General features: G+C 72.2%; 20 protein-coding genes. 15 read left to right on the forward strand and 5 right to left on the reverse strand.

Translation table 11 applies throughout. The annotated features are described in order from the left end of the window. Positions 1–10: 10 nt before the first annotated feature. On the reverse strand, positions 11–202 hold the full coding sequence (locus ACQPZZ_RS02690; protein ID WP_432928598.1) for a DUF5999 family protein: 192 nt from the start codon (positions 200–202) through the stop codon (positions 11–13). A 164-nt stretch (positions 203–366) separates the two neighbouring features. Then, entirely contained in the window at positions 367–1,470 is a 1,104-nt protein-coding gene (locus ACQPZZ_RS02695; RefSeq protein WP_432928600.1) for an FAD-dependent monooxygenase, read from the reverse strand. Between the two features lie 136 nt (positions 1,471–1,606). On the opposite strand from ACQPZZ_RS02695, the gene ACQPZZ_RS02700 reads away from it, so the two are divergent. The 3 genes from ACQPZZ_RS02700 (at position 1,607) to ACQPZZ_RS02710 (ending at position 4,346) form a co-directional block, all read left to right on the forward strand. Further along, the gene (locus ACQPZZ_RS02700) at positions 1,607–2,602 is read left to right on the forward strand and encodes a GntR family transcriptional regulator (RefSeq protein WP_432928602.1); all 996 of its coding nucleotides are present in this window, start codon (positions 1,607–1,609) and stop codon (positions 2,600–2,602) included. 93 nt (positions 2,603–2,695) lie between these two features. After that, positions 2,696–3,157, forward strand: coding sequence for a PPOX class F420-dependent oxidoreductase (locus ACQPZZ_RS02705; RefSeq protein WP_432928604.1), 462 nt, complete (start codon positions 2,696–2,698; stop codon positions 3,155–3,157). A gap of 22 nt (positions 3,158–3,179) precedes the next feature. Further along, positions 3,180–4,346, forward strand: a complete 1,167-nt coding sequence (locus ACQPZZ_RS02710; RefSeq protein WP_432928606.1) for an MFS transporter — start codon at positions 3,180–3,182, stop codon at positions 4,344–4,346. A gap of 110 nt (positions 4,347–4,456) precedes the next feature. Here the strand turns inward: ACQPZZ_RS02710 and ACQPZZ_RS02715 are convergent, their stop codons facing one another. After that, positions 4,457–5,125 (reverse strand): GNAT family N-acetyltransferase, encoded by a 669-nt coding sequence (locus ACQPZZ_RS02715; RefSeq protein ID WP_432928608.1) that lies wholly within the window; start codon positions 5,123–5,125, stop codon positions 4,457–4,459. Positions 5,126–5,277: 152 nt separating this feature from the next. Here ACQPZZ_RS02715 and ACQPZZ_RS02720 point away from each other — a divergent pair, with 152 nt between their 5' ends. From ACQPZZ_RS02720 to ACQPZZ_RS02760, 9 genes are all read left to right on the forward strand, one after another. Next, positions 5,278–6,162 carry a GNAT family N-acetyltransferase gene (locus ACQPZZ_RS02720; protein ID WP_432928610.1) on the forward strand — a complete coding sequence of 295 codons (885 nt, stop codon included), beginning with the start codon at positions 5,278–5,280 and terminating at the stop codon, positions 6,160–6,162. 190 nt (positions 6,163–6,352) lie between these two features. Then, on the forward strand, positions 6,353–7,996 hold the full coding sequence (locus ACQPZZ_RS02725) for a class I adenylate-forming enzyme family protein (protein ID WP_432928612.1): 1,644 nt from the start codon (positions 6,353–6,355) through the stop codon (positions 7,994–7,996). 83 nt (positions 7,997–8,079) lie between these two features. After that, positions 8,080–9,648 carry an NAD(P)-binding domain-containing protein gene (locus tag ACQPZZ_RS02730; protein ID WP_432928614.1) on the forward strand — a complete coding sequence of 523 codons (1,569 nt, stop codon included), beginning with the start codon at positions 8,080–8,082 and terminating at the stop codon, positions 9,646–9,648. A 5-nt stretch (positions 9,649–9,653) separates the two neighbouring features. Further along, positions 9,654–10,697: an alpha-hydroxy acid oxidase gene (locus tag ACQPZZ_RS02735; RefSeq protein WP_432928616.1), complete on the forward strand. Its 1,044-nt coding sequence runs from the start codon at positions 9,654–9,656 to the stop codon at positions 10,695–10,697. After that, on the forward strand, positions 10,691–12,034 hold the full coding sequence (locus ACQPZZ_RS02740) for a cytochrome P450 (protein WP_432928618.1): 1,344 nt from the start codon (positions 10,691–10,693) through the stop codon (positions 12,032–12,034). Before ACQPZZ_RS02735 ends, ACQPZZ_RS02740 begins: the two co-directional genes overlap by 7 nt. A 52-nt stretch (positions 12,035–12,086) precedes the next feature. Next, on the forward strand, positions 12,087–13,412 hold the full coding sequence (locus tag ACQPZZ_RS02745; protein WP_432928620.1) for a cation:proton antiporter domain-containing protein: 1,326 nt from the start codon (positions 12,087–12,089) through the stop codon (positions 13,410–13,412). Between the two features lie 130 nt (positions 13,413–13,542). Continuing rightward, positions 13,543–14,232 carry a response regulator transcription factor gene (locus tag ACQPZZ_RS02750; RefSeq protein WP_432928622.1) on the forward strand — a complete coding sequence of 230 codons (690 nt, stop codon included), beginning with the start codon at positions 13,543–13,545 and terminating at the stop codon, positions 14,230–14,232. Further along, the gene (locus ACQPZZ_RS02755; protein ID WP_432928624.1) at positions 14,229–15,548 is read left to right on the forward strand and encodes a sensor histidine kinase; all 1,320 of its coding nucleotides are present in this window, start codon (positions 14,229–14,231) and stop codon (positions 15,546–15,548) included. The genes ACQPZZ_RS02750 and ACQPZZ_RS02755 overlap by 4 nt, the downstream gene beginning before the upstream one ends. Positions 15,549–15,695: 147 nt before the next feature. Next, the gene (locus ACQPZZ_RS02760; protein WP_432928626.1) at positions 15,696–16,154 is read left to right on the forward strand and encodes a nuclear transport factor 2 family protein; all 459 of its coding nucleotides are present in this window, start codon (positions 15,696–15,698) and stop codon (positions 16,152–16,154) included. A gap of 7 nt (positions 16,155–16,161) precedes the next feature. Here ACQPZZ_RS02760 and ACQPZZ_RS02765 read toward each other — a convergent pair whose 3' ends face one another. Both ACQPZZ_RS02765 and ACQPZZ_RS02770 read right to left on the reverse strand, forming a co-directional pair. Then, positions 16,162–16,293, reverse strand: coding sequence for a hypothetical protein (locus ACQPZZ_RS02765; RefSeq protein WP_363634973.1), 132 nt, complete (start codon positions 16,291–16,293; stop codon positions 16,162–16,164). A gap of 23 nt (positions 16,294–16,316) precedes the next feature. Beyond that, positions 16,317–17,417: a HesA/MoeB/ThiF family protein gene (locus ACQPZZ_RS02770; RefSeq protein WP_432928628.1), complete on the reverse strand. Its 1,101-nt coding sequence runs from the start codon at positions 17,415–17,417 to the stop codon at positions 16,317–16,319. A gap of 223 nt (positions 17,418–17,640) precedes the next feature. Between ACQPZZ_RS02770 and ACQPZZ_RS02775 the strand changes: the two genes are divergently transcribed. From ACQPZZ_RS02775 to ACQPZZ_RS02785, 3 genes are read left to right on the forward strand one after another with little or no spacing between them, the layout of a single operon-like run. Then, positions 17,641–18,144, forward strand: a complete 504-nt coding sequence (locus ACQPZZ_RS02775; protein ID WP_432928630.1) for a hypothetical protein — start codon at positions 17,641–17,643, stop codon at positions 18,142–18,144. After that, entirely contained in the window at positions 18,141–19,619 is a 1,479-nt protein-coding gene (locus tag ACQPZZ_RS02780) for a hypothetical protein (RefSeq protein WP_432928632.1), read from the forward strand. The genes ACQPZZ_RS02775 and ACQPZZ_RS02780 overlap by 4 nt, the downstream gene beginning before the upstream one ends. Beyond that, the gene (locus ACQPZZ_RS02785) at positions 19,616–21,283 is read left to right on the forward strand and encodes a VWA domain-containing protein (RefSeq protein WP_432928633.1); all 1,668 of its coding nucleotides are present in this window, start codon (positions 19,616–19,618) and stop codon (positions 21,281–21,283) included. The genes ACQPZZ_RS02780 and ACQPZZ_RS02785 overlap by 4 nt, the downstream gene beginning before the upstream one ends. The last annotated feature ends 3 nt before the right edge of the window (positions 21,284–21,286 follow it).

Raw genomic sequence — 21,286 nt, forward strand, 5'->3', positions numbered from 1 at the left:
CCGCGCTCGCTCATGCGGCGTACGCCAGAGACGAGCGAGCGGGAACGCTGCGTCCGTCCGGCATGAGTTCGCCGCTGTCCTCGAAGAGCACTACGCCGTTGCAGAGCAGTCCCCATCCCTGCTCCGGGTGGAAGGCGATCAGACAGGCAGCGTCACGGTCGGGAGCATCCGCCGGCGGGCACTGCGGGTGGTGCTGGCACATGATCGGTCCCCCTGGCTCTCATGCACTCTTGGTGACGTTTTCAGGCTGCCTTCTCGCGTCTTGGGGAGAGGAGGGGGAAAACACCCGTATCGATACCTGTTCGGGGGATACGTAGGTAGGGGGTGGAGCCGAGGTAGACGGCGGGTAAACCGCGTGGGCGGCCCTCACCCGTCCAGGGAGATCGCGTCCTTGGCCCGATCGACCGACTCCCCGGAGGCCCCGCGGCCCGGGTTTTCCGTCGCCAGCGCCTGGTTGAGCGCCACGAAGGGGCGCATCCGCTCCTCATAGCGGGCGAAGGCGGCCTCGTGCGCGCCTCCCGCCGCCGCCAGCTCGGCCGCGAGCACGTACGCGCCCACGAGGGCGAGGCTCGTGCCCTGGCCCGACAGAGGGGAGGGGCAGTAGGCGGCGTCGCCGACGAGGCCGATCCGTCCCGACGACCACCGGTTCATGTGGATCTGGGCCATCGAGTCGCAGTAGAAGTCGCTCGCCTGCTCCATGCCCTTCAGCAGCCTCGGCGTCTCCCCGCCCGCGCCCGCGAACGCCTCGGCCAGGGCCGCCCGGAGCCGGGCGGGGTCCCGGTGGTCGAGCGGCTCGGACCGGAAGCCGAGGCTGACCCGCAGCTCGGTGTTGTCGCGGACGGGGAAGACGCCGTACCCGCGCTCTCCGTCCTGCATCCAGACCTGCCAGTCCTCCAGCCCGAGGACGTTGTCCATGCCGAAAACGGCCAGGTAGGTCCCCAGGTGGTGGACGTACTCCTGCTCCGGCCCGAAGGCCAGCCGCCGGACCGTGGAGTGCAGTCCGTCCGCGCCCACGACGAGGTCGTACCGGCGCGGCCCGGCGTGCTCGAACCGGGCCAGCACTCCCCGGTCGTTCTGCTCCAGCGCGGTGATCGAGTCACCGAACAGGAAGGTGACGTCCCTACGTGTCCGCTCGTACAGCAGATGGGTGAGGTCCTCGCGCAGCAGCTCGATGTCGTCGTTGTCGAGACGGCCGCTGCTGTAGGTCATCTCCTCCGAGCGCATGATCTCGTTGCCCGCGCCGTCGTGCACCGACATGCCGCGGTGGCGTGTGCGCAGGCGCCGTGCCTCGTCGAGGACGCCGGTGCGGCCGGCGACCTCCAGCGCGACGCCGCGTACGTCGATCGCCTGCCCTCCGGCGCGCAGGCCGGGTGCGCGCTCCACCAGGGTCGGGGCGAAGCCGTGGTGACGCAGCCAGTAGGCGAGCGTGATCCCCGCGACACCGGCGCCGGAGACGAGCACGTTGTCCATCGAAGCTCCCAGAGGGTGTGGATGCCGTATGCGCACTGAATGTACGGTGTAAGCAACAGCTCTGCAACCAGGGATTATCGGGGATTTCTGTACTAGGACAGATAGGTTCTGTCCTAGTACAGAGGAGGAAATCGACGTGACGCCGCCGTATGTGAGGATCGCCGCCGACATCAGGCGCATGATCGCCGAGGGCGAGCTGGCGCCCGGCGATCGGGTGCCCTCGACCCGGCAGGTGGCCGCCCGGTGGGGGGTCGCGCTCGCCACCGCGACGAAGGCGCTCGCCGAACTGCGCAGGGAAGGGGTGGTCCGCGCCGAACCCCGAGTCGGCACGGTCGTCGCGGAGCCGCCCCCGGCTCTCCCGCCGGTGGCGCCGCGTGAAGATCGGACGACGGCGCCGGTCTCACGCGACGCCGACGCGGTCAGGCGGCGGCCGGGAGCGGGGGCCGAACGCGACCTGACCCGAGAGCGCGTCGTACGCGCGGCCGTCGAAATCGCGGACGCCGAAGGGCTTCCGGCGTTGTCGATGCGCGGTGTGGCGGCCCGGCTCGGGGTCTCGGCCATGTCCCCCTACCGGTACGTCGGAAGCAAGGACGATCTGATCCTGCTCATGGCGGACGCGGCGTTCGGCGAACTGGGCTATCCCGATGATCCCCCCGAGGGCTGGCGGGAACGGCTGGAGATCGCGGGCCGCACGCTGTGGGCGATCTTCCGGCGGCATCCGTGGCTGGCGCAGCTCAGCCCGCTCGGCAGGCCGCTGGCGCTGCCCGGACTGACCGTGCACGCCGACTGGGCGCTGGGCGCCCTCGACGGTCTCGGCCTCGATGCGGCCACCGTGATCGACGTCCACATCCTGCTCTACAGCCACGTGCAGGGCCTCGCGATCAACCTGGAACGTGAGGCGCAGATCGAGGCGGCGACCGGCCTGTCGGAGGACGAGTGGATGGACGTCCAGGGACCGGCGCTGACCGCCATCGCACAGTCGGGGCGCTACCCGGACTTCGCCCGGGTCATCGGGGCACTGGGCGACGACGGGTACGACTTCCGCCTCGACGACCTGTTCGAGCTCGGCATGCGTCTCCTGCTCGACGGTCTCACCCGCCTGGTGGAGCGGAGCCGCGACTCCGGACGGTGATTAAAGTGGCGGCATGAGCGAGCGCGGCGGGCGAACCAGCCCGGCACACCGTCCGGCGTACGCCGCGCTCACAGCCGAAGGCGAGGAGAAGGCTTGAGCCCCAGGATCGCGACCGCCGACAAGGTCTCCCATGAGCAGCTGCTCGACTTCCTGCGTGATCGCCACAAGGCGATCCTGATCACGACGAGACGTGACGGCGGCCCCCAGGCGTCCCCGGTGAGCTGCGGAGTCGACGGCGAAGGCCGCATCGTCGTGTCGACGTACCCCGAACGCGCCAAGACCCGCAACGCCCGCCGCGACCCCCGGGTGAGCGTGCTCGTGCTGTCGGACGACTTCGACGGGCCGTGGGTGCAGGTGGACGGCACGGCGGAGGTGCTCGACCTGCCGGAGGCCCTGGAGCCGCTGGTGGAGTACTACCGCTCGATCTCCGGTGAGCACCCCGACTGGGACGAGTACCGCGCGGCGATGGTCCGCCAGGGCAAGTCGCTGCTGCGGATCACCCCCACGTCCTGGGGGCCGGTGGCCACCGGCGGGTTCCCCCCGCGCCTGGCGTGACGGGCCGTCTTCGAACCGGCCATTGAGCCGCGCGAAGCTGTGGCCGTTGTACGCCGCCGGGTTCACCACCGCCTTCGGCGCGCACGGCATCGCGGCCAACCTCGGCGTGGCCGGTGACGGCGCGGGAGCGTCCCTGCTCCGGCTCGGCCTGCTGCTCGCCCTGTACGACGGCGCCGAGGTCGTGCTCAAACCGGCGTTCGGCACGCTGGCCGACCGGATCGGACCGCGCCCGGTGCTCGTGGGCGGCCTCGTCGCGTTCGTCCTCGCCTCGGGCGTTTACGTGGTGGCGGCCCGGTCCCACGGTCCCGCCGACGCCGGGTGGCTCCTGGCGGCGAGGCTGGGACAGGGCGCGGCGGCCTCGGCGTTCTCACCCGCGGCGTCCGCGCTGGTCGCGCGGCTGACACCGGAGACCGCGCGCGGCCGGGCCTTCGGCTCGTACGGCTTCTACAAGAGCATCGGCTACATGCTCGGCCCCTTCCTCGGCGGGGCGGTCGTCGCGGCGGGCGGCCTGCGCTCGCTGTTCGCGGTCATGGCCGTGCTGGCCGCCGCGGTGGCCTGCTGGGCGGCCCTCACGGTGCCCCCGGTGCCGCCGCTGCCGCGCACCAGGCAGACCGTGGGCGACCTCGCCCGGCGTCTCGCCGATCCCGGGTTCCTGCGGCCGGTGACGGCCCTGGCGGCGGGGACGGCGGCGCTGTCTGTGGGGGTCGGTTTCCTGCCGGTGTCCGGCCGGGCGGACGGACTCGGGCCGATCACGACCGGTGTGGTCGTCTCCGTGCTGGCCGCGTGCGCCGCCGTCGCCCAGCCACTGGCGGGCCGGGCACTCGACGCCAGGAGGATCAGCCCGGTCCACGGCCTGGCCACCGGGCTGCTGCTCTGCGCGGCGGCCTTCGCGCTCGCGGCCGTGCCGGGCGTGGTCCCGCTCGTCCTCGCGGCGGCGACGGCGGGCGCGGGGATCGGGCTGGTCACTCCGCTCGGATTCGCCGTTCTGGCCGAGGCCACACCTCCCGCGCGCATGGGCCAGACCATGGGAAGCGCCGAGGTGGGCCGAGAGATCGGCGACGCGGGTGGCCCGCTCCTTGTCGGGGCGGCCGCGACCGCGCTGTCCCTGACCTCGGGTTACCTGCTGCTCGCCGGGCTGCTCGCGGGGGCCGCCGCATACGCGGGCAGGCGCGGGCGGTGGACGGCCTGAACCAGACCGGCAGCGCCACGACCGGGCCGCCGTACGGGCCGTCGCAGCCGAGGAGATGCCGCTCGTCGAGCCGGCCGTATGCGGCCCCCAGGAACACTGCGAACAGGTGCTCAGGGGACTCGCCCTGCACCCGTGAGCCCGTCCGGGGCGTCGATGCCGAACAGGGGCAGGCAGGGTTCGAGGCCGTGGATCCCGAACCCGCCGGGGGCCGTCCACTCCTCGCGGGACAGCCGCAGCCGCTGCTGAAGAACGGCCTCGCCCCTGCGCGTGTGGACGGAAAGGCCGTCGTCCCGATAGCCGAGCTTGCGGGAGACGGCCAGCGAGCGCGGGTTGTCGGTGAAGGCGGACGATCGGGCGTACCGCGCGCCGAGGCCGGCGAAGGCGAGATGCAGGACCGCCGCGCGCATCTCGGTGCCGATACCCCGGCCCTGGAAGCGCTGTCCGAGCCAGGAGCCGGTGGAGATTTCGCGGGTGACCGCGAAGTCGACTGCGCTCATCGCCTGCATGCCGACCACCTGACCCTCCCACACGGTGACGAAGCAGCAGCTCCAGTCGCCGGGGGACCAGGCGCCCCACTGCCGGAAGTGGAACTGGACGGTGGAGCGGGCGCGCTCGTGCGGCGGGGCGTCCGTCCACGGCACGCCGAACGGCATCGCATCGGAATCGTGGACGCCCTCGGCCGCTCGGTCGGCGAGCGCGTCCAGGTCGTCGAGATCGGGCAGGCGCAGCTCCAGCCGGGGAGTCGTCAGTCGCAGCGCGAAGAGCGGCCAGTGTCGCATACGTCGATCCTGACGATGCCCGCCGCCGTGTCGCATCCGGTTATCGGCGAACGGCCGGAAAACCGGTTTCGCCCGTCGCGGGGGCCGGGCTAGCCTCGATGCCCCGCACAGCACCGCAGGCGTCGCACCGGCTCCGCAGCACAGGGACGTCCATGAACAGGAAGGCGTACACGTCCATGGCCGACCCGCTCACCACCCCGGCCGCCGAGCTTCCCGTTCGCCGGCTCGGCCCCGAGGACCTGGATCGATGTCTCGCCCTGAGCGAGGACCGCGCCTGGGGTCCCGAGCGGCGCAAGTGGCTGTTCATCCTGGAGAACGGCGAGGGCTACGGGATCGACGCCCCGTCGGGAGAGCTCGCGGGAACCGTCACCCTGACCCGGTACGGCACGACCGCGGCGGGCATCGGCATGATGCTCGTCGCCACCCGGTACGGCGGGCGCGGGCTGGGCCGGCGGCTGATGACGCACGCGCTCGAGGCGGCCGGCGACGCGGTCGTCTTCCTCTGGGCCACGGAGTCCGGCCGGCCGCTGTACGAGAAGCTCGGGTTCGAGACGCTGTGTGTCGCGGAGGCGCGGGTCGGGCGTCTGCGCGCCGGGGGCGATCCCGTCCGGTCGAGGCCCGCCGACCCCGGCCGCGACCTCCCCGCCCTGCTGGCTCTCGACGCCGAGGTCTTCGGCGCCGACCGGTCCGCGTTGCTGGCGCGGTTGTTCGACTTCGCCGAGCAGGTCAGGGTCGTGGAGGACGATTCGGGGCTGATCGGGTACGCCGGCATGTGGCGTAATTTGAACACGCTGGTGATCGGACCCGTCGTGGCCGGCGGCGAGGAGGTCGCCCGCGCTCTGATCACCGATTTGGCCCGCACCGCCGACGGCCCGGTACGCGTGGAGGTCGACCGTACCCGGCCCGGCCTGCTCGGCTGGCTCGGCGACCGAGGGGTGTCGCAGGCGTTCTGGACGTCCTTCATGGTCCACGGCGGCAGGCCGCTGCCCGGTGACCGGACCAGGCTGTTCGCGCCGCTGACGGTGGCGATGGGCTGAATCCCCTATCCACGGTTCCCGGCTCGGGGGTTCCTGGTTCGCGAATTCACGGTGCGCGCCTCGTTCTGATCCGTCTCTGATCTGTGCCGCCTACCGTCGTCGGGCGACAGCCGGTGGAAACCCGGCGCCCGGCCGCAGCCGGTCGTGTCGTCGCTGCGGCAGGGCGCCTCGCGAGACGAAGGAGCCGGACATGCGGGACCCCGCGACGCGCGCCTTACACCAGGAACGCGGCGAGCCCTCCGAGCACAGCCAGTCCACCAACCGCAGCGAGTCGCTGAACCAGCACGCGGCCGGTGCCTTTCCCGGCGTGCTGCTGGAGGCGTTGCGCGGCTCGCCCGGCACGGCCGCCTTCGAACACGGCGACAGGATCGTCTCCCGGGGCGAGCTGCTGGAGCTCATCGGGCGCATGGCCGCGGCCATGCGCGATGCGGGCCTCGGCCCGGGCCGGGGCGTCGCCGTCAGCACCGGCGTCTCGCCGGAGGGGTTCGCCGCGCAGGTGGCCGCGCACGTGCTGGGCTGCCGCGTGGTGGGCGTACGGCCCGGATACGCGCCCGGTCAGCTCGCCCACGTGCTCGGCGCGGGAGTCGACGCCGTCGTTCTCGACCGCTCGACGGCGACACCGGAACTGCTCCGCGCCATCGAGCCGGCCGCCGGGCCGGCCACCGTGCTGACGCTCGGGCCCACCCCCGGTGCGGACGGGGCGGCCGACCTCCTGGCCCATCCCGGCGGCGACGGCTTCCCGGCCGTCACGGCACGTCCGGACGAAGTGGCCCTGCTGACCTTCACCAGCGGCAGCACGGGCCGGCCGAAGGGCTGCGCCCTCACCTACCGGGCTCTCGCCGCACACTGGACCTGCCAGCGCGGCTGGTCGTCGGTCGCCCCCGGCTTCGCCGAGTCCTTCGACCGCTATCTGCTGTTCGGCACCCTGTCCAGCCTGGTGGTGCTCGACTTCCTGGCGGCGTGCCTGCTCGGCGGCGGCACCGCGGTGATTCCCGAGGAGGACGGCCGGCCGCTGTTCCCGTACGCCGTCGAACGGCACCGGATCACCGGCGCGATCGTGACGGTGCCCCGGTTGTGCCAGATGCTCGACCTGCTCCGCGAGGAGGCGGTCGACGTGGGCAGCCTGCGCGCGCTGACGGTCTCCGGATCGCCTGTCAGCCGGCATCGGCTGCTGGAGGCGGCGGACCGGCTGGGCCCCGTCGTCCACGTGGCGTACGGGGCGACCGAGGCCGGCGTCATCTCCATGCTCACCCCCGCCGAGCTCGCCCGGTCGCGGGACCGAGTGGCGGCCTCGGTCGGCCGCGCGCATCCCGACGTCGAGATCAGCGTGCGCGACGAGGAGGGCCGGCCGGTCGCGGCGGGACGCACCGGCGAGATCCACGTGCGCAGCCCCTTCCTCATGGCGGAGTACTGGGACCAGCCGGAGGAGACCCGCGACGTGCTGCGGGACGGCTGGCTGCGCACCCGTGATCTCGGCCACCTCGACGACGACCTGCTGTACCTGGCCGGCCGGACCAGAGACGTGATCATCGTCAACGCGATCGTCGTGTACGCCGGTCCCATCGAGCGGGCGCTGGCCGGTCATCCCGACGTGGCCGAGGCGTACGTGACGGGATCGCCGGACGAGCGGACAGGGGAGGCCGTCCACGCGTTCGTCGTCCCCGGTCCGGGCCGCACCCCGGACCACGCGGCCCTGGCGGAGCTGGTCCGCGCCGAGCTCGGCGCCGACAGCGTCCCCCGGACGATCACGACGGTGTCCGCCGTGCCGGTCGCGGCCAGCGGCAAACCGGACAAGCGCGCCCTGCTGGAGCAGTACCTGTCCTCCGCGCTTTGATCGATCTCCGCGCTCTGATCGATCTCTGAGAATTCCCGGCCAACACTGGTGAAACTTCAACCACCCCAGTGAGGGAGGCGTCAGTGCCGGACAACACTCTGGACTACCTGGTGATCGGCGCCGGACCGGCAGGCCTGCAGATGGGCCACTTCCTGCACCGGACGGGGCGGAGCTACCGGATCCTGGAGGCGGCGCCCGAACCCGGCGCGTTCTTCCGGACCTTTCCCCGCCACAGGAAGCTCATCTCCATCAACAAGAAGCACACCGGATGGGACGATCCGGAGCTCAACCTCCGGATGGACTGGAATTCGCTGCTGTCGGACAACCCCGATCTCCTGTTCACCCGCTACAGCGACCGCTACTTCCCCGCCGCCGACGACTTCGTCCGCTATCTGGAGGACTACGCCGCCGTCCTGGGCCTGCACGTCACGTACGACGCACGGATCGCCGAGGTCGCGCGCCCGGACGCCGGGGGCCCGTTCCTGCTGACCGACGAGTACGGCCGGACGTACCGGGCACGGCGGGTGATCGTCGCGACGGGGGTCACCCGGCCCAACGTCCCGGACATCCCCGGCATCGAGACCGCAGAGCAGTACAGCACCCACTCCATCGACCCCGCGGACTACACGGGCAAGCGGGTGCTCGTCATCGGCAAGGCCAACTCGGCCTTCGAGACCGCCGACAACCTCATCGAGACCGCCGCGGTCATCCACGTGGCCGGCCCGCACTCGGTCAAGCTGGCCTGGCGGACCCACTTCGTCGGGCACCTGCGCGCGTTCAACAACAACTTCCTCGACACCTACCAGCTCAAGTTGCAGAACGCCGTGCTCGACGGCGACGTCAGGCGCATCGAGCGCCGGGCCGACGGCTCGTACGTGGTGACGGTGGCCTTCGTCCGGGCCGACGAGGTCACCAAGGACATCCCGTACGACCGGGTGCTCGTCTGCACCGGATTCCGGTTCGACGCCTCCATCTTCTCTCCCGAGTGCCGTCCCGAGCTGACGATCGGGGACAGGTTCCCGGCGCTGACCCCGGCGTTCGAGTCGGTCAACGTGCCCGATCTCCACTTCGCCGGGACGATCACCCAGTCGCGCGACTTCAAGCGCGGCACCAACGGGTTCATCCACGGTTTCCGCTACGGCGTACGCGCCCTGCACCGCGCCCTGGAGCACCGGTATCACGGCGTCGACTGGCCCGGCCGCGACCTGCCCGGCGATCCGGACGCGCTCGCCGCGGCCGTGATCGAGCGGGTCAACCGCAGCTCGGCGCTGTGGCAGCAGTTCGGGGTGCTGGCCGACGTCATCGTCCCCGACGGGCGCGGCGGCGCGCGCTATCTGGAGGAGTTGCCGGTCGACCTGCAGGGCCCGCCGATCGGCGACGACGGCCACTTCGCGATCACTTTGGAGTACGGCCCCGGCCACGACGAGGTGGATCCCTTCGACGTCTCGGTCGGGCGGATCCGGCAGAGTGACGCGGCCCGCGCCCACGAGGGCCACTACCTCCACCCGGTCGTACGCCGTTACCGGGGCGGCGTGGTGGAGGCCGTCCACCACGTCACCGAGAACCTGGAGAACGACTGGACGTCCGAGCAGGTGCACGTCCGGCCGCTCAGGGACTTCTTCGCCCACCACAGCCTGCCGGTCTCGGTGTGACGACCGTGCGCCCGACCATCCGGGAGTTCGAGGCGGCGGCCCGGGACCGCCTGGACCCCGCCCACTACGACTACTTCGCCGGCGGGGCCGGCGAGGAGATCACCGTGCGGGCCAACGAGGCGGCGTTCGCCCGGCTCGGGCTGCTGCCGCGCGTGTTGCGCGGCACGGGGAGCCCGCGGATCGGGGTCACCCTGCTCGGCAGGCCGGTGTCCATGCCGGTGCTGGTGGCGCCGACCGCGTTCCACCGGCTGGCCGATCCCGAGGGCGAGAAGGCCACCGCCCGCGCGGCGGCCGCCGCGGGCACCGTCATGATCGTGAGCATGGCCGCCACCGTCGCCGTCGAGGACGTCGCGGCGGCCGCGCCGGGCGCCACCCTGTGGTTCCAGCTCTACGTCCAGCCGGACATGGCCTTCACCGAGGCCATCGTCCGGCGGGCCGAGGCGGCCGGATGCGCGGCCCTGGTCGTCACCGTCGACTCGCCCGCCCGGGGACGCCGTGACCGGGACGCGCGCAACGGCTTCGACGACCTGCCGGAGGGCATGCGCTGCGAGAACCTGCGCGACGGCGGCCCCGGGCAGGTGCGGCCGATCGTCATGTCGCCGGAGATCTCCTGGGAGCACGTCGGCCTGCTGAGGCGGATGACGAGGCTGCCGATCGTGCTCAAGGGCGTGACCCATCCGGCCGACGCGCGCCTCGCCCTGGATCACGGCGTGTCGGCGCTGTACGTCTCCAACCACGGAGGGCGGCAGCTCGACACGGTCCCGGCCGCCGTCGATCTGCTGCCCGGGATCGTGGCCGCCGTCGGCGGGGCCGTACCGGTGCTGGTGGACGGAGGGATCCGGCGCGGCACCGACGTGGTCAAGGCGATGGCGCTGGGCGCGTCCGCGGTCGCGCTGGGCCGCCCGGTGATCTGGGGCCTGGCGGCGGACGGCGAGCGCGGCGTCTGCCGGGTGCTCGGGCTGCTGCGGGACGAGGTCGAGCACGCGCTCACCCTGTGCGGCGTCGCCTCGGTGTGCGAGCTCGGACCGGATCTGGTGCGGCGATGCTGACGGCGGTGTGGGTGGTCGCGGCGATCGTCGTGATCAGCCTGCCCCGGTGGCTCCCCGGGCGTGTCGTCGCGGTGCGCGGCTGGGTGTTCACGAGGATCAACGGCGACGAGAGCATTACCGTGCCCGGCGAACTGGTGGGCGTGGATCGGTTCAGGGAGGTCTACTCCCATCCGGCGGCCTCCGGCCGCAGCAGGGGCGCCGCCCTGTCCGACCTGTTCTGGTATTGGCTGTCGCCGGGACCCGAGATGCACCAGGAGCATCTGGAGGCCGGGGAGCGGTACGACGCCGTCGCCCTCGCCACCCGCCGCGTCCTGTCCGTGCCGCGGGCACGGGTGGAGGAGCTCACCCGCCGCTGCGTCGCCCGCGCGATGGAAGGCAGGCGGGGGACGGTCCGGCTGCGCGACCTGATGATGCCGGTGTGGGCCGAGTTCTCCTACGAGCTCGTGTTCGGCGAACCCTGCCCGTCGCACGCCCGGGACCTGATCGTCGGCAACGCGGACGACGTCGTGACGGCCCTGAAGTGCTGCGGCCTGCGGCACATGGACCGGCGTGACCGGCTGACCGAGTATCTCGTGGAGTCGCTGCCCCGGGTCCGGGAGGAGCTCCCGGCGGGCCTGACGGCCAGGGAGCAGGCGCTGTATCTCCAGGGCGCCTTCTTCAACACCGCCGTCGTGCAGATGTCGGAGGCCATGGCGCACGTGCTGATGGCACTGGCACAGCATCCGGACGTACAGGCCGGGGCGCGTGACGGCGACGACCGCTACCTGGACCAGGTGATCTCCGAGACGCTGCGGCTCTACCCGCTCTTCGGCATCGCACACCGCGTCGCCACCGGCGACATCCCCGTCGGAGAGGGGGTCACGATCCCGGCCGGTTCGGTGCTGTGCTTCGACTACCCCGCGTTCCACCGCGCGGGCTTCCCCGATCCCGGGCGTTTCGACCCCGGGCGCTTCGCCCCCGGTCACGCCCCGATCAGGGAGCTCAACCACGTCCCGTTCGGCATGCCGGCGAACCGCCCCTGCCCGGCGTGGCGGCTCGCTCCGCTCGCCATGCGGGTCGCGGTGCGGGAGATCCTCCGTGCGTACCGGCTCGACTCCACCGCCTCCCACAGCCGGTCCCTGCCCAACCGGGGACCATGCCTCCTCACCCCCCTGCGGGCGCGGCGCGGGCCAGGACACCGCCTGACGCTGCTGTTCATGCGGTTCTGGGACGGCTGGGAGGACCTGTGGCGCAGCCTCGTGCAGCTCGTCCTCGGCACGTACATGGTCTGGGACGCGCGCCGGTTGCGGCTGTGCGAGCGCCACTTCTCCGGCGACGCCCGCCCCGCGGGCTCATGAGTGACCGGCGCCTGCCGGTGTCAGATCCGACCACGATCGGAGGAGCTCCGTCATGCTCGTTCCGGCCCTTCCCCTGGCCGCGGCTCCCGCTGCCGACGCCAACCTGGAACTGACCCTCAAAGTGATGCCGGCCCTGGCCGTCATCCTGCTGACCGCCGCGGTGTGCGGCCGGTTGGCCAATCTCGTGATGCAGCCGCGCGTGGTCGGCGAGATGATCGCCGGCGTCCTGCTCGGGCCGACGCTGCTCGGCGCGCTGTTCCCCGGCGCCGAGGCGGCGCTGTTCCCCACCGAGGTCAGGCCGGTCCTGTACGTGATCAGCACGCTCGGCCTGACGTTGTACATGTTCCTGGTCGGGGCCGGGATGGACCACGACGCCCGGTCACCGGGCGAGTTCCGCAAGGCGAGCGTGCTGGCGGTGTCGGGGATCGGCACTCCGATGCTCCTCGGCGGCGCCGTCGGCCTCGTCCTGTGGGACAGCCTCTCCCGTCCGGACGTCGGCCGGTGGGAGTTCGCCCTGTTCCTGGGAGGAGCGCTGTCGCTGACCGCGTTCCCCATGCTCGCCAGGATCCTTTACGAGCGCCGGCTGCAGAACACCCGCGTGGGCAGGCTGACCCTGCTGGCCGCCTCCATCGACGACGCCGTGGCGTGGTGCCTGCTCGCGGCGCTGTCGGCGGTACATCTGGGCGGCGGCGCCGGCGACACGCTGCGCACCATCGCCCTGGCGGCGGTGTTCGCGGCGGTGATGCTCGGGGTGGTGGCCCCGCTGCTGCGTCCCCTCGGCCGCCGCGTCGCGGCCACCGGGCAACTCGGCGGCGGTGCCGTGTACGTGATCATTCTGGTGCCGCTCGCCGCCGGCTGGTTCACCGACCTGATCGGCGTCTACTCGGTGTTCGGCGGCTTCGTCGCCGGGCTGGCCATGCCGCGCGATCCGGCGTTCCGCGCCGCGCTGCACAGCCGGATGATGGACGTCGTCTCGACCCTGCTGCTCCCCGTCTTCTTCGCGTTCTCGGGGCTGAACACGCACCTCGCGGGCATCGCCGGCGGCCCCGCGCTCCTGGCGTTCGCGGTGATCCTGGCCGTGGCCTTCTGCGGTAAGTACTTCGGCTGCGCGCTGCCGACGAGGGCGCTGGGCTTCGGCTGGCGCGAGTCGTGGGCGGTGGGCGCGATGATGAACGCCCGGGGGCTGATGATCCTCATCTTCATCAACATCGGCCTGGCGCAGGGCATGATCACGCAGGAGGTCTTCGCGATGCTCGTCCTCGTGGCCGTGCTCACGACCGCGGGAGCCCTACCGTTGTACAAACTGGCGTTGCCGGAGCGCCTTGAGAGAGCGAGCGCGGCGGAGAGCACGGCCGGGCAGGCGCGCGTGACGGTGTGAGAAACCGGTTTAGTTGTAATTTCATCTAGTTTCAGGCAGTAGCTCCGGAAAATCGCAGAGTGCTGGGGCGAGGCGCCGGGAGCGTGGCCGAAGTCTGGATATTTCCTGATACAAGTGCCACGGTTGTGCGGTGGCACGGATACCGGGGACATCCGAACCGCGCTCCCGTCGCCTGCTGCTCGTTGAGGACGACCGCGAGCTGGGCGACATGCTGGTCGACGTGTTCACCGAGCAGGGATACACGGTCGACCTGGCGCTGGAGGGCCAGCGGGGCCTGCACCTGGGGCTGAGCCGCGACTACGACGCGATGGTCATCGACCGCGGGCTTCCCGTGGTCGACGGGCTCGATCTGCTGAGACGGCTGCGCCGCCAGGCGGTCACCGTGCCGGTGCTGATGCTCACCGCCTTCGGCGCCCTCGCCGACCGTGTCACCGGACTCGACGCGGGCGCCGAGGACTATCTGGTCAAGCCGTTCGAGATCGACGAACTGCTGGCCAGGGTGCGGGCCCTGCACCGCAGGAACCTGGACCAGGCCGCGCTGCTGCCGCTCGGCGGCGGCTGGCTCGACTCCGCGTCCTGCACCGTACGGATGCCGTCCGGCGAACAGGTGACGCTGTCCGGCCAGGAGTGCCGGCTGCTCCACGCGCTGGCGGCCCGGCCCCGGCAGGTGCACACGCGCACCTCGCTGCGGCAGCGGGTCTTCGACAGCGCGACGACCGAGTCGATCGTGGACACCTACGTCTACTATCTGCGCAACAAACTCGGGTCCGGCGTCGTGCGCACCGTACGGGGCGTGGGGTATCGCCTGGGTGAGCTGTGACGAGATCACGGTCCTTCGACCCGGAGCGGCGCCTGCTGACACGGGCCCGCCGCCGGATCACCGCACAGGTGGCGGCGGCGTTCTCGCTGGCGATCGCCCTGCTGGGCGCCCTGGTTTACGGCGTCGTCGTCGACCAGCAGGACGCCACCGCCCGGCGGGACCTGGCCGTGGCCGCGCAGTCGGCACCGATGGATCACCCGCCGCCCTGCGTCTGGCTGTTCGAACTGCGGGCGAACACCGTGCGCACATCCCCGGGGGCGCCGGAAGGCCTGCCGGTGCGCGAGACCCTCGACCGGGTGGCCGCCGACGGCCGCACCCGGGTCGATGTCGTGGAGATCGGCGGCAGTATGTACCTGGTCCGCACGCAGCGGCGCGGCGACGTGCCCCTGCAGGCGGTGATGGACCTGTACTTCCCCATGACCGAGCGGCAGCGGCTGCTGCGCGTGCTCGGCGCCGCCGAGATCGCGGCCCTGCTGGCGGCGCTGCTGATCGGCCAGATCCTCGCCCGCCGGGCGATCGCTCCGCTGGGCGAGGCCCTCGACCGGCAGCGCCGGTTCACCGCCGACGTCAGCCACGAACTGCGCTCCCCGCTCACCCGTCTGCACGTCCGTGCGCAGCTCGCCGCGCGGCGCCTGAAGCGGGAGCCCGATCCCCGTCTCGTCGCGGGCGACGTCGACCGGCTGGTCACCGGCATCGGCCAGCTGGGTGAGGTGATCGAGGACCTGTTGCTGTCGACCCAGCTCAGGCAGGACCGTCAGCCGTCCGGGCCCGTGGACCTGGGCGCGCTGGCCGAGGAGTCGGCCGGCGCCGAGGCGGCCCGCGCCGGGCAGCGCGGAGTGACGATCGACCTGCGCAGGGGGCCGGGTGATCACGTCGTGCGCGGGGCGCAGTCCGCGCTGCGCCGGGTGATCTCCGCGCTTCTGGACAACGCGCTCCGCCACACCTCCCCGGGCGGGCACATCTGGATGACCGTCTATTCGGGTCCCGATGTGGTCCAGCTCAGCGTGCGGGACGACGGCGTGGGGCTGGACCCGCGTGACGGCGAGCGCCTGCTCGCCAGACATGTCGGCAGGCCGCACACCGGAGGTCTCGGCATCGGCCTGGCTCTCGTGAGCGAGGTGATGGACGCGCACGGCGGCACGATCGACGTGGACGGGCGGCCGGGGGCCGGTGCGACCTTCACCATCAGCCTCCCACGGGCCGTGCCGGACCTCGTTCCGCGCACGTCCCGGATCCTGCTGCCCCAGCAGGTGCGAAGCGAGATGAACAGGACGCCGGAGGCGACTTCTCCCCGCCCCGCCGACGGGGGCGCGTGAAGCGGCTGTCCGGGCTATTCGGTTGAGGACCGGTTCCGCTACCGGTCGCGTTGATCCGGGTACGTCTCCACCAGCGCGTCCGTGGAGGCGCGGCACTGGGGGAGCCGCTCGGCAACGGGCGTTCTCCTGTCCGGAAGGGGGAGCACGATGAGCCGGCGACCACCGTTTCCGCCGTTCACCGAGGAGACCGCCAGGCAGAAGGTGCAGGCCGCGGAGGACGCCTGGAACACCAGAGATCCCGAACGCGTCGCGCTCGCGTACACGGAGGACTCGGTGTGGCGCAACCGCTCGGAGTTCCTGACCGGACGGGAGGAGATCGTCGCCTTCCTGCGCCGCAAGTGGGAGCACGAGCGGGACTACGCCCTGCGCAAGGACCTGTGGACCTTCGGCGGCGACCGCATCGCCGTACGGTTCCAGTACGAGTGGCACGACGCCGAAGGACGATGGTGGCGCAGCTACGGCAACGAGTTGTGGGAGTTCACCGCCGACGGCCTGATGAGCCGCAGGGAGGCGAGCATCAACGACGTGCCGATCGAGGAGAGCGACCGGCGCATCCGCGGCCCGCGCCCCGCGTCAGAACGCGCGGCCGGCCTCCCGCTCGCCTGACATTCCGTCAACTGTTGGAGATGCCGCAGTACGCGTGCGCGACCTCGGTCTTGTCCAGCAGCCGGATCGATATCCCCGCGACGGCGGGCTGTCCGGCGGCCGGGCATTCCTCCCGCGGCGCGGGCTCGGTGACGTCCATGGCTGCCTCTCTCCTCGTGGCGGTCACCCGGCGACGCTGCCGAGGGTTTCGGCGCGGAGCGCGTCCGGCGTGCAGGCGGGGCAGCCGGGCGCCGCCGGATGACGCGTGTAAACGTGCTGGTCGGGGGCGATGAGGTTGACTCCGGTGACGTAGCTGCCCGAGGGCGCGGGAATCCCGGTCAGGAACGCGATGACCGCCTGGGCGGTCAGGTGACCCGACACCCCCGCGGAGGGCGCGATGACGCCCGGCCCGCCGAGGTCGACGGGGATCCCCGGTGCGAGGGAGGCGTCGATGCCCGCGGTCAGGCACTCGTAGCACGGGCCGTCCGGAGTGAACGCCCCCACGCTCACCAGCGGGCCGTTGTAACCGCCGAGCGCCCACGGGATCCTCTCCGCCAGGCAGGCCCGGTTGGCCCAGACGCGGATGCCGCCCCGGCCGGCCGGCTCGTCGGCGCACATCGCCACCGCGTCGAACCCGCGTACGAGGCCGAGCATGTCCTCCTCGCACTCGATCGCCCGGATCTCCCCGGTGATGCGAACGGAGGAGTTGACCTCGGCGAGCCGGGCGACGGCCACGTCCACCTTGGGCCTGCCGATGTCGGCCTCCCGGTAGAGGGCCTGCCGCGTCAGGTTGGACAGCTCGACCAGGTCGCGGTCGACGCAATGGATCTCACCGACGCCGCACGCGGCGAGCGCCCAGGCCGTGTGGCTGCCGGTGCCGCCCAGTCCGAGGACGAGGACGCGGGAGCGCTTGAGGCGGACCTGTGCCTCCCAGCCGTGCTCCCGGGGAGTGAGGTCGACGCCGCGGAAGAACGCCGCGTTGCGCGAGTAGCGTTCGAGCTCCCGCAGACTGAGCTCCTCGGGCCCCGGCGCGGCGGCGTCCTCCACGTATCCCGAGTTCAGCAGGAGGCCGACGACGCCGGCCGCCTCGGCCGCGGTCAGCCCGGGGAACGCGTGGCGCAGGCGGGCGGCGACCTCGTCCGGGGTCCTCGTGCCGTCCATCGCGGTCAGGGCCGTCCAGGCGTAGCCGTCCGGATCGCTGATCTCCGCCGCCACGCCGTAGATCGACCCGCCTATCCGGATCCGGTCGTCGCCGTACCGGTGCGGGCGGTGCTGGGCTTTCACGCGGGGCAACCGCAAGGCGACCTCTCGGCATCGCGAGCGGGACAATGATCGACAAGTGGATCTTTCTGTAAGTGTCCATCGATGTCAAGACGAATGCCGAAGTCGGTGACTTTCCTGATTACGGCGGCATTCCTGATCGCGGTGGCAGGCGATGCCGTGCCCGTGCACAGGCCGCCCTCGGCGGGCGGCGGTTTTGTCGTACGGCTCGGCTACGTTCCGGATCATGACAGAGCGTTCCCCCGACGGCGTGACCGTGTGGGCGCGACACAGCAGGCTGCGCGTGGTGCCCCCCATCCAGCCGCGCAAGCTGGCGAAGGTCCCCTTCGTCGAGCTGGCGGACGGCCGGCTGCAGGGCGTGGTGTCGAGCGGCTCGGACATCAGCCGGGTCTATGTCTCCTCCGTCGCCGTCGGCACCCACAACTACAACTGCAGCACCAACAACAACCGCCCCTGTGGCGGCCTGTACGGCTCGCCGTGCAAGCACCTGCGCGCCCTGGTCGCCGAGGCCGTCCTGCAGTACGGCATCGACCGCGTGTGCCGCTACCTGCGGGCCGAGGTCCCCGAGGGCGCCGAGCTGATCGACTGCCTCGGCGGCGTCCACGAGCCCGCCCCCGCCGCGGTCGTGTTCAGCCGGTTCCTGCGCCACCTGGCCTACCTGGAGGTGCCCGACACCACTGAGCCGATCCCGGAGCTGCACTGGTTCCCGGCCACGGGGACGGTGCGATGATGCTCGCCGTACAGCTCGTCGCCCTGGCCGGCGACTCCGGTGACGTCGGCGAGGGGACCGCGCAGGCGCTCGCGCTGCTGGACGGCTTCGACGACGCCCTGGTGCACGGCCTCGCCCGGCTCGCCGACGAGCACGCCGACGCGGTGGCCGCGGCGTTCGCGTCCAGCCCTCTCGGCGACCGGCTGGCCGAGGCCGCCGACGCGGTCGTGTCCGGTTCGATCACGCAGGAGCATCTGACCGCCCTGGCGGGCGGCCGGGTGGCGTTGTCCGGGGCCGTGCACGACGCCCTGCTCGGCGGCTTCGACGCGGCCCTGGGGCGGGAGCGGGCGGAATGGCCGTCCGCGCCCGGCGGCCCGGCCGACGGTGGTTCGGCCACCGGCGGCCCTGCTTCCGGCGGCCCTGCCTGGGGTGGTTCGGCGTCCGGCGACGGCGCGCAGCCGGTGGGGAACGTGCTCGGCGGCGTCCGCTCCTGGCTGCGGGAGCTGGCCATCACCGGCTGGCGCGGAGTCGACCACGACCTCGTCTCCGCGGCCGACCAGATCATCGAGGCCCTGCTCGCTGTGCCGGCCCTGCGCAGGCTCGCGGTGCTCCTCGACGGCTTCGCCGCGGAACTGCGCGCCTGCAGCCCGATCGGTTCGGCCGAGCACCTGCCGGTGCGGCGCTGGGCCGACCTGTGGACCCGCGCCCTGCTGCTGTCGCACGACGGTGTCCTGACCGGCGAGCCGCGGCCCACCGCCATGGTGTCGGGACGGCTGCTGGTGCTCGGGGTCGACGTGCACGAGCACGGCACCGCCGTCCAGTTCCAGGTGCACGCCGTCCTGGAACCCCCCGGCGGCGGCAGGAGCAGGCTGGTGCGCACCTCCGTCACGGTCGCCAAGGTCGACACGATCGCCGGGCCCGCGCTGTGGAAGCTGCCGCAGCGTCACAAGGTGCTGCTGGCCGCGCTGGCCGACCGCCGGGGCCTCGACATCACGGACATGCCCCTGCTCGACGGCGGCGACCTCGTCTGGCACGACGATCGCGCGCTCGTGAGCAAACCCGCCGACCCGTTCGCGACCGCCCGGCTGGTCCTGCCCGGGGCACTCGCCCCCGCGGTGCCGCCACTCGACCGCGCACCGGTACGCATCGCCGAACCCGTGCTGGTGGAGGGCTACAAGGTCACCAAGGACGGCTCCTTCGAGCTGGGCGGTGCCGTCATCGCGGTGGACACCGAACGGCTGCCCGACTGCGGCCCGCTCACGCCCAAGCTTGTGGCGGCCTCGTCGGCGTGTGTGGGACTGGTCCGGTGGGACGGCGGCCGCTGGATATTGCAGCCGCTGGCCGTGCAGGCGAAGGTGAAGCGGGAGACTACCGTGGTCGCCACCGGCGACTGGGCGCTGGGCCCCACCGATCCCAAGGCGGCCAAGGCCGAGGCGCGTGCCGCGGACGCGGTCACCGTGCTGCGTGAACGAGCCGGGCGGTTGCTGCGACGATGACCGACGACACCTTCACGAGCGCGCACCCGCCCACCGGCGGGGACGCCCCTGCGGTCACCCCTGGGATCACCGGCGAGGACGCCACCGCGGCCACCACTGGGGCCACCGGCGAGGACACCACCGCGGCGGCTGCGCTGTCGCGGGCTCAGGCGACCGCTCCGGCGGCTGAGGTCACGGCCGACGGCCTGACGGACGCCGACCGGAACCGGCGTCAGGTGCTCTACTGGCGACTGCTCGCCCGGCTGTTCGACCACGAGGAGCAGCCCGCGCTGGAGACCGCGAGTGTCGCGGTCGTCGAGGACCTGGGCCTGCCCGCCGGGCTGCTCGACCCCGCCGCGTCGGTCGAGTCTCTGGTGCAGCGCTTTCCCGAACTGCACGCCGAGTTCGAGACCCTGCTCGTGCCCGGCGGTGAGGTGCCCGGTGGTGAGGTGCCCGGTGGTGAGGTACACAGGGCCGCCCTGGTTTCGAAGCTGCTGCTCAACGTCTTCGCCACCGGTACGGGTGACGTCAGCGCCGGCCGGCTCGCCACCTGGCAGCAGGACGCCGCCTGGCTCAAGTGGGCGATGTGCGCGGGGCCGGTGCCCGGTGCTGGAATCGGTGCTGGAATCGGTGCGGGAGCAGGTACGGGCACCGGCGTGGCGCCGGGAGCCCGGCCCGGGGCGGAAGGGACGTCGGGAGAGCCGGGCGGCGCACCCGGAGCGGAAGCCGAGCCCGGCCACGGGTCCGGGCCCGCGGCCGGGTTCGGGCCGGGTGCCGGCGTCAGGATCGGCGACGACGACCTGGCCAAGGCGCTGGCCGGTATCGAGGCCGAGCTGGTCAGCCGCATGCGGCTGCGCGAGGTTCTGGCCGACCCGGCCCTGGCGAGGCGGCTCACGCCCAGCATGTCGCTGGTCGAGCAGCTGCTGCGCGACAAGGCCAACCTGTCGGGGGTGGCGCTGGCCAACGCCAAGGCGCTGATCCGCAGGTTCGTCGACGAGGTCGCCGAGGTGCTGCGGACACAGGTCGAGAAGGCCAGCGTGGGCGCCATCGACCGGTCGGTGCCGCCGAAGCGGGTGTTCCGCAACCTGGACCTCGACCGCACGATCTGGAAGAACCTCACCAATTACAGCCCCGAGGACCAGCGGCTCTACGTCGACCGGCTCTACTACCGGCGTACCGCGAGACGCACGACGCCGGCCAGGATGATCGTGGTGGTCGACCAGTCCGGCTCCATGGTCGACGCGATGGTCAACTGCACCATCCTGGCGTCCATCTTCGCCGGGCTGCCCAAGGTCGACGTGCATCTGGTCGCCTACGACACCCGCGCGCTCGACCTCACCCCGTGGGTGCACGATCCGTTCGAGGTGCTGCTGCGCACGCAGCTCGGCGGCGGCACCGACGGCACCGCCGCCCTGGCCGTCGCCCAGCCGAAGGTCGCCGACCCCCGCAACACGGTGGTCGTGTGGATATCCGACTTCTACGAATGGAACTGCGACGCCGTCTACGCCGGGATGGAGGCGCTGCACCGATCCGGCGTACGGCTCATTCCGGTCGGCTCGGTGAACAGCGGTGGCCAGCAGAGCGTCAACCCGTGGTTCCGGCAGAAGCTCAAGGACCTGGGCACCCCGGTCATCTCCGGCCACATCCGCAAGCTCGTGTTCGAACTCAAGAACTTCCTCGCCTAGGAG

The organism is Microbispora sp. CA-135349 (assembly GCF_050947365.1).
Taxonomy (GTDB): domain Bacteria; phylum Actinomycetota; class Actinomycetes; order Streptosporangiales; family Streptosporangiaceae; genus Microbispora.